Raw genomic sequence first — 8,167 nt, 5'->3', positions numbered from 1 at the left:
GTTATTGATATTCATAAAAGTGCCCGGCACCTGAAGATCCCGGTTTATCCGTGAATAACGCTGCGCGCTATTCACTTCCCTCTTTGTCGATCCCATCTGCATGACGAAATCGCGCTGAGCCGTTTTGAATCTTTATCCTGGTGAGAGAGTGACTTTTATTGTTTTAATAACCGCAACGGGCTGGCCCGCTCCCGCAATAGCGGAGGCAGGCGATATATCATAAAAAATTAGGGTAGCTGGCGATGGAGGTCTGTTGTTGTTTTATCGCCTGAGAAGGCATTACTTTTACTGTCTTATCAATAACATCAGCCAGTGGGCGCGCTGACCAATGGTGGCCCTGAAGACCAATAACCGGTTTCCGCATAACCCGTTCCAGGTGGCGCTCTGTTTCTATGCCCTGAACGATAATACCGCTGCAGAAATCGTTTACATGATTAAGCAACGTATCAAACGCGTAGCCTTCGCCATATTTCCAGAAGAAGTCGCGGCTGGTTTTAACATATTCAAACAGACCGCTGGTGAGCATCGAAAGGGTTGAACCGCCCGCGGCAAAATCATCAAGCCATAATAACGCAGGCGTAATACCCGCCAGCTTTTGCAGCAGCAGACGATCGGCAGCGCAATAGCGCTGGGTGAAAAAAGCGGAAATTTCGAGACGCAATAACGGCAGCTCATCCAGCCTTTGCTGCGTCGCAGCATCCTCAAGAATATGGCGAATAATATCGCCATCGACGTTAAGGCTAATTAGCTGGTTGAAACCGCGGTTATAAAGCGTCTCAAGCCGGTTTAGCTGTCGCTGAAACAGCTGCCTTTTTTCCGCTTCGAGCAGACACTCAAGCAGCCGGTGTTCGCTGCTGTCATCCGCCAGCCTGGCGATGTCGCCATCCGGCGCGAAGCGCGTTAACAGCTCCCACGCTATCACTTTCCCTGAGGGAGCATGAATCGGGTCGAGCAAAAAGACGTAGTGCTGACGAAGATGTAGTTGACGACCCATTCTGCTGCTACCCGCTTGACCCGATAAGTCAGCTGCCTGAAAACCGCAACGGAAATGTCAGGAAAACTCATATGAACGTTAAGAAAACCCAGAGGATTCTTAACACCTTAGCCTGATGCTAACGTACAACTTACATTTTGAAAAATAGATTTAAGCCAAATACGCTCAAATTTTCAATAGACAAAAGCAATCAAAAGAGACCGTTTAAAGCTGCGCAGGGTTAATAAAATTCTTAAAACATGCTTTAAATTAATTGTTATGACAGACTTGACGAAACGCTAATTTCGTACTCATTTGTTTTAAATACAAAAAAACAGCATATCACCCCTGTAAAACATCACAAATAGTGATAATTTTTTTCTGGAAAATTAAATGAACACCGCTCCAGAAAGCGTCAGATAAAAATCACACCCGCCAATTCGACTTTAGTCATAATGTTTAAGTTTAATAATATATAAACCGGGAAATCATAAGCTATTCAGGTTTTAGATTTAACCATTCTGGAAGCGCAAAAAGAGGCTGACGCTAACGTCTCGTTTTTTTTTGAAAAATTTCGGGGCGGTGAAGAAGCTGAGTGGGAACACATGCTTTACGAAACTTAATCAGGCGTAAAACGGTGATTGCGCTCACAAAACAGATAAAAAGGGGAATTTCAGGCGGGAGAAGAGCGTGCCGGGCCTCTGACAAAGCCCGGCATAAAGCATTATTTACTCATCTTCAAGATAGGTGTAGCCGTACAGGCCGCTTTCAAACTCTTCCAGGAACTGCGCGCGCAGTTCGTCGTCGAGATCGGTCTCTTTGACCTGGTTCCGGAACAGCGTCATCAGCTCGTCGGGATTCAGCTGGACGTACTCCAGCATATCCGCAACGGTATCGCCCTCGTCCGACAGTTCGACCTCGACTTCGCCGTCCGCCCGCGCGTAAACGTTAACCGCCTCGGTATCGCCGAACAGGTTGTGCATGTTGCCGAGGATCTCCTGATAGGCGCCGACCATAAAGAAGCCGAGCATTGGCGGGTTCTCTGGATCGTATTCCGGCATCGGCATGGTGGCGGCAATGCCGTCACCGTCGACGTAGTGATCGATGGTACCGTCGGAATCGCAGGTGATGTCCAGCAGCACCGCGCGGCGCTCCGGCTTTTTATGCAGCCCTTCCAGCGGCAGTACCGGGAACAGCTGATCGATGCCCCAGGCATCCGGCATCGACTGGAACAGCGAGAAGTTAACGTACATCTTGTCCGCCATGCGCTCCTGCAGCTCGTCGATAATCGGACGGTGCGCGCGGTTGCTCGGGTCGAGATGCTGCTGAATATAGTGGCAGATACTCAGGTAAAGCTGCTCCGCCCAGGCGCGCTGCGTCAGATCGTAGGTGCCAGACGCATAGCCGGTGTGGATATCGTGCAGGTCCATCTGGCTGTCGTGCAGCCATTCGCGCAGCGATCGACGTACGTCAGGCTCGTGCATCTCCTGCCAGGTTTCCCACATGCTGAGGATCGGGCGCGGCGCATCTTCTTGCGGCGCCTGCGGCGTAATGAACTCGTTACGCTCCACGCCAATAATGTTGGAGACCAGCACGGTATGGTGCGCGGTGACGGCGCGGCCCGACTCGGTGATGACCGTCGGGTGATCCAGCCCATGCTCTTCACAGGCATCGCCGATCGCCCAGATAACGTTATTAGCGTATTCGTTCAGGCCATAGTTGACCGAGCAGTCGGACTGCGAGCGGGTGCCTTCATAGTCGACGCCCAGACCGCCGCCGACGTCGAAGCATTTGATGTTGACGCCCAGCTTCGCCAGTTCCACATAGAAGCGCGCCGACTCGCGCACGCCGGTGGCGATGTCGCGAATATTGGCCATCTGCGAACCGAGATGGAAGTGCAGCAGCTGCAGGCTGTCGAGACGGCCCGCGTTACGCATTATCTCCACCAGCTGCAGCACCTGCGACGCCGAGAGGCCGAACTTCGATTTTTCGCCGCCGCTCGACTGCCATTTACCCGAGCCCTGCGACGCCAGACGCGCGCGGATGCCAAGGCGCGGCACCACATTCAGACGCTCGGCCTCTTCCAGCACCAGGCGCACTTCCGTCATCTTTTCGATGACCAGATAGACTTTGTGCCCGAGCTTTTCGCCAATCAGCGCCAGACGGATATATTCGCGATCTTTGTAGCCGTTACAGACGATCACCGTGCGGGTTTTGCCGGCGTGAGCCAGCACCGCCATCAGCTCCGCTTTGGAGCCCGCTTCCAGCCCCAGCGGTTCGCCGGAGTTGACCAGCGATTCAATAACGCGCTTATGCTGGTTGACCTTGATTGGGTAGACCAGGAAGTAGTCGCCGCGGTAGCCGTAGGATTCGCGCGCGCGCTTAAACGCCGCGTTAATCGAGCGCAGACGATGCTGCAGGATTTGTGGAAAGCAGAACAGCGCAGGCAGACGCTGGCCCTGGGCCTCGCGCTCTTTCACCAGATTTGCCAGATCGACGCGCAGCGTCGGCTCGTCCGGGTTCGGACAGACGCTGACGTGACCGAGTTCGTTAACGTCGTAGTAGTTATTGCCCCACCAGGCAACGTTATAGGTACGCAGCATTTTGCTGGCATCCTGGTCGTTCATTGCAACCTCCTGCATTGAGCGGAGCACACCCTGTTCGCCAGCTGACGAACCCTTGATAGTCTTCATGTCGCCAGACATCACGAACCTCGAATTTCTGTTGGAATGTGAAAAAAGCACAAAACTAAGTGTAAAACACCCTGGCCCGTTACGTGTAAATGGACCCCGAATGCATCACGACGTTCACCGACGTGCGAGCGCCAGTAGCGTAAATAAGGAAAAACAGGTTAACCGGCGCGCGTGTCGGGAGAATGACCGCAACAGGCGATACGTCGGAAAAGAGGAGAAAAGGCAGGAAAGGAGTACGCCAGCGCGCCCGATAAGCGCAGAGAACCGCAAGAGAAGAGAGCGTGGTTCATTACTTCTGTCACCTCCACACATGTTTTCGCATGTGGAAACAATCTGGGCGAACGTCAGAGAAGCTCTGACAGTGGCTTACGCGCAGCGGCGTCATCCTTATAGCTGCAGGCAGCAGCGGCGTTTTATACCGTCTGACGGCCTAAATTGCAAAGCGTTTTGCTGGCTCGCCGCCGTTCCGCGTCACGATTTTTTGCCAGCAGACGCTTTTCTGAAAAATGCGGAAACAGAAAAAGGGCTGGCATTTGGCTCATCCCTTAACCTAAAATAGCCGTCCAGATGGTTTTCCATCTAAACTGGTTAACATCCAGGCGTTTCACGTCTGACATACTGACACTTCTAACACTGCTCGCGGCTTTGCCTGAAGGGGCGTCAAGTAAGTTCATCTCACTTACGCTATGCAGTCGAATTCAAACCATTTGTAAGGTAAAGAACAGAATGGCTAAACACCTTTTTACGTCCGAGTCCGTATCAGAAGGACATCCTGATAAAATCGCCGACCAGATTTCTGATGCCGTGCTGGACGCCATCCTCGAGCAGGATCCCAAAGCACGCGTGGCCTGCGAAACCTACGTTAAAACCGGTATGGTGCTGGTCGGCGGTGAGATCACCACCAGCGCATGGGTCGATATCGAAGAGATCACCCGCAATACCGTACGTGAAATCGGTTATGTCCATTCTGATATGGGCTTTGACGCCAACTCCTGTGCCGTTCTGAGCGCCATCGGCAAGCAGTCTCCTGACATTAACCAGGGCGTTGACCGCACCGACCCGCTGGAGCAAGGCGCGGGCGACCAAGGCCTGATGTTTGGCTACGCCACCAATGAAACCGACGTGCTGATGCCAGCACCGGTGACCTACGCGCACCGTCTGGTGCAGCGCCAGTCTGAAGTACGTAAAAACGGCGCGCTGCCGTGGCTGCGCCCGGATGCGAAAAGCCAGATCACTTTCCAGTACGACGGCGGCAAAATCGTAGGTATCGACGCGGTGGTGCTGTCAACTCAGCACTCTGAAGATATCGACCAGGCAACCCTGCGCGAAGCGGTGATGGAAGAGATCATCAAGCCGGTGCTGCCGAGCGAGTGGATCAACGCCAGCACCAAATACCACATTAACCCGACCGGCCGCTTCGTTATCGGCGGCCCGATGGGCGACTGCGGCCTGACCGGCCGTAAAATCATCGTCGACACCTACGGCGGTATGGCACGTCACGGCGGCGGCGCGTTCTCCGGCAAGGATCCGTCGAAGGTTGACCGTTCTGCAGCCTACGCGGCGCGCTACGTGGCGAAAAACATCGTTGCCGCCGGCCTGGCCGACCGCTGCGAGATTCAGGTCTCCTACGCTATCGGCGTGGCGGAGCCGACCTCCATCATGGTGGAAACCTTCGGCACCGAGAAGATCTCAACCGAACAGCTGACGCTGCTGGTGCGTGAGTTCTTTGACCTGCGTCCTTACGGCCTGATTCAGATGCTGGACCTGCTGCAGCCGATCTACAAAGAGACCGCCGCTTATGGTCACTTTGGTCGCGAGCACTTCCCGTGGGAAAAAACTGACAAGGCTGCTCAGCTACGCGACGCGGCTGGCCTGTAAGATTTCCCGCTAAAGGCTCTCCCCTGTAACAGGGGAGAGCCTTGTTTTTTGTGCTCTTTTTCCTCAGCCTTCCGCCCTGCTCAGCACAATTTCTTTTCTCAACTACACTTTTCACACTCGTCAAGCCCCGGCGTGTTACCGATTACAAATTGAAACGCTTTATTAATCTGTTATTTAGGATTTAACCTGCGTGGTTATTCGACTGAAAATGCGTTATTTTCAGCGTCCTCTGATAGCCGATAATTGACGCCGTGTCGGAAACTTAACAAGTGCTATACCTTACTGGTTAATGAGTCTTTTCGGGCTGAATATGCTGAATTTCAGGGTTTCAGCTTGTGTAAGCGATTACATTAGCGTGATCGTCCTCACTTTTTACCCGAGAAAGGTTTTTTAACATTAGATAACAACAATGATGGATAAACTCGGAGGCAATATGCCTGGCAACACTCACAAAAGCAGAACCTCAAACAAGGCGATGACCTTGTTTGTCTGCTTTCTTGCAGCTCTCGCAGGGCTGTTATTTGGACTGGATATCGGTGTTATCGCAGGTGCGCTGCCGTTTATCGCCAAAGACTTTAACGTTACCGCACACCAGCAGGAGTGGATCGTTAGCTCCATGATGTTTGGCGCAGCGGTCGGCGCGGTCGGCTCCGGCTGGATGTCGTCGCGTCTTGGTCGTAAAAAAAGCCTGATGGCTGGCGCTGTTCTGTTTGTGATCGGTTCGCTCTGGTCCGCCATGGCGCCGAACCCGGAGATGCTGATCGTGGCACGCGTCGTGCTGGGTCTCGCCGTCGGCGTGGCCTCCTACACCGCGCCGCTCTACCTGTCTGAAATCGCGCCGGAAAAAATTCGCGGCTCGATGATTTCGCTCTATCAGCTGATGATTACCATCGGTATTCTCGGCGCCTACCTCTCCGACACCGCCTTCAGCGCGTCTGGCGACTGGCGCTGGATGCTGGGCATCATCACCATTCCGGCGGTGCTGCTGCTGGTGGGCGTCATTTTCCTGCCTAACAGCCCTCGCTGGCTGGCGGCCAAAGGCGACTTCCGCGACGCCCAGCGCGTGCTGGATCGTCTGCGCGACACCAGCGAGCAGGCGAAACGCGAGCTGGAAGAGATCCGCGAGAGCCTGAAGATCAAGCAGTCTGGCTGGCAGCTGTTCCAGAGCAACAGCAACTTCCGCCGCGCGGTATTCCTCGGCGTGCTGCTGCAGGTGATGCAGCAGTTCACCGGTATGAACGTCATCATGTACTACGCGCCGAAGATTTTTGAAATCGCCGGCTTCACCAATACCACCGAGCAGATGTGGGGCACCGTTATCGTTGGCCTGGTCAACGTGCTGGCGACCTTTATCGCTATCGGTCTGGTGGACCGCTGGGGCCGTAAACCGACGCTGATCCTGGGCTTCCTGGTGATGGCGGCAGGGATGGGCGTGCTGGGCACCATGCTGCATATGGGCATCCATTCGCAGGGCGCGCAGTACTTTGCTATCGCCATGCTGCTGATGTTTATCGTTGGCTTCGCGATGAGCGCCGGTCCGCTGATTTGGGTGCTCTGTTCAGAGATCCAGCCGCTGAAAGGCCGCGACTTCGGCATTACCGTTTCGACCGCGACCAACTGGATCGCCAACATGATTGTCGGCGCGACCTTCCTCACCATGCTGAATACGCTGGGCAACGCCAATACCTTCTGGGTCTATGCGCTGCTGAACGTCTTCTTTATTGTGCTGACGCTGATGCTGATTCCAGAGACCAAAAACGTCTCGCTGGAGCACATTGAGCGCAACCTGATGTCCGGCAAGAAACTGCGCGATATCGGTTCAAACAACTAAGTTACCCTGGCGGGCCAAAAGGCCCGCCTGAAGCGGTTAGCAATGTGCGGACACGGGTGACAAGGCCCGATCGCAAAGACGCAAAAGCGCCATCCATGGCGGCTCGGCCCGCGCAGTCCCTTGCGCGGGACGCTTTGCTCTTCGGTCCTTGTCACCCGTGTTTTGAGTTTGTTCGCCGCCTGAAGGTGGGCCTTATGGCCCGCCTTTTTTATTTGATTGAGTTCTTCGCCCGCCCCGCCTATGCTTCCGGCATGAAAACGCCCCGACTCCCCATCGCCCTCCAGCAGGCGGTTATGCGCTCGCTGCGCCATTTCTTACAGCTTGCCAGCGAGAAGCTGGAGCGCCCGTTTGCCGAACCGGCGCTGGTCTATCAGCAGCGCGGCACGGCGGCAGGCACCGCCTGGCTGGAAAAGTGGGAAATTCGCCTTAATCCAGTGCTGCTGCTGGAAAACCAGCAGGCGTTCATTGATGAGGTGGTGCCGCACGAGCTGGCGCATCTGCTGGTATGGAAAGTCTTTGGCCGCGTGCCGCCGCACGGCAAAGAGTGGAAGTGGATGATGCAGGAGGTGCTTGGCGTGCCCGCGCGCCGCACCCATCAGTTCGAAATCGCCTCGGTGCGCGCCGCCACCTTCCCCTACCGCTGCGGATGCCAGCAGCATCACCTCACGGTACGCCGCCATAACCGCGTGCTGCGCGGCGAAAGCGAATACCGCTGCGTGCGCTGCAAAAGCCTGTTAAAACCGGGCGACTACTCCCCAGCCTGAGCGCAATTCTCATTCCGCTTGCGGCGCC

The 8,167-nt window shown here is 54.9% G+C and carries 5 protein-coding genes; 3 read left to right on the top strand and 2 right to left on the bottom strand.

Going from position 1 to position 8,167, the window contains the following annotated elements; genetic code table 11:
- Positions 1-217 precede the first annotated feature (217 nt).
- Together ACR6A7_RS15080 and speA are read right to left on the bottom strand one after the other, a co-directional pair.
- Positions 218-994: an EAL domain-containing protein gene (locus ACR6A7_RS15080; RefSeq protein WP_434125772.1), complete on the bottom strand. Its 777-nt coding sequence runs from the start codon at positions 992-994 to the stop codon at positions 218-220.
- 707 nt (positions 995-1,701) lie between these two features.
- Positions 1,702-3,678, bottom strand: a complete 1,977-nt coding sequence (speA, locus tag ACR6A7_RS15075; protein WP_434125771.1) for a biosynthetic arginine decarboxylase — start codon at positions 3,676-3,678, stop codon at positions 1,702-1,704.
- Between the two features lie 714 nt (positions 3,679-4,392).
- Between speA and metK the strand changes: the two genes are divergently transcribed.
- From metK to ACR6A7_RS15060, 3 genes are all read left to right on the top strand, one after another.
- Complete coding sequence (gene metK / locus ACR6A7_RS15070) at positions 4,393-5,544, top strand: methionine adenosyltransferase (protein WP_434125769.1); 1,152 nt, start codon at positions 4,393-4,395, stop codon at positions 5,542-5,544.
- 433 nt (positions 5,545-5,977) lie between these two features.
- Positions 5,978-7,375: a sugar porter family MFS transporter gene (locus tag ACR6A7_RS15065; protein WP_434125767.1), complete on the top strand. Its 1,398-nt coding sequence runs from the start codon at positions 5,978-5,980 to the stop codon at positions 7,373-7,375.
- 251 nt (positions 7,376-7,626) lie between these two features.
- Positions 7,627-8,139, top strand: coding sequence for a SprT family zinc-dependent metalloprotease (locus ACR6A7_RS15060; RefSeq protein WP_434125903.1), 513 nt, complete (start codon positions 7,627-7,629; stop codon positions 8,137-8,139).
- Positions 8,140-8,167 lie beyond the last annotated feature (28 nt).

Source organism: Pantoea phyllosphaerae, from assembly GCF_051025595.1.
Classification (GTDB): Bacteria; Pseudomonadota; Gammaproteobacteria; order Enterobacterales; family Enterobacteriaceae; genus Pantoea.
The sequence above is the reverse complement of the archived record's forward strand: the minus strand, read 5'-3'. Positions and strand labels throughout refer to the sequence as shown.

Excerpts from the sequence above, each read along its gene's own strand:
- ACR6A7_RS15080 (WP_434125772.1), bottom strand. The coding sequence starts at position 994 with ATGGGTCGTCAACTACATCTTCGTCAGCACTACGTCTTTTTGCTCGAC.
- speA (WP_434125771.1), bottom strand. The coding sequence starts at position 3,678 with ATGTCTGGCGACATGAAGACTATCAAGGGTTCGTCAGCTGGCGAACAG.
- metK (WP_434125769.1), top strand. The coding sequence starts at position 4,393 with ATGGCTAAACACCTTTTTACGTCCGAGTCCGTATCAGAAGGACATCCT.
- ACR6A7_RS15065 (WP_434125767.1), top strand. The coding sequence starts at position 5,978 with ATGCCTGGCAACACTCACAAAAGCAGAACCTCAAACAAGGCGATGACC.
- ACR6A7_RS15060 (WP_434125903.1), top strand. The coding sequence starts at position 7,627 with ATGAAAACGCCCCGACTCCCCATCGCCCTCCAGCAGGCGGTTATGCGC.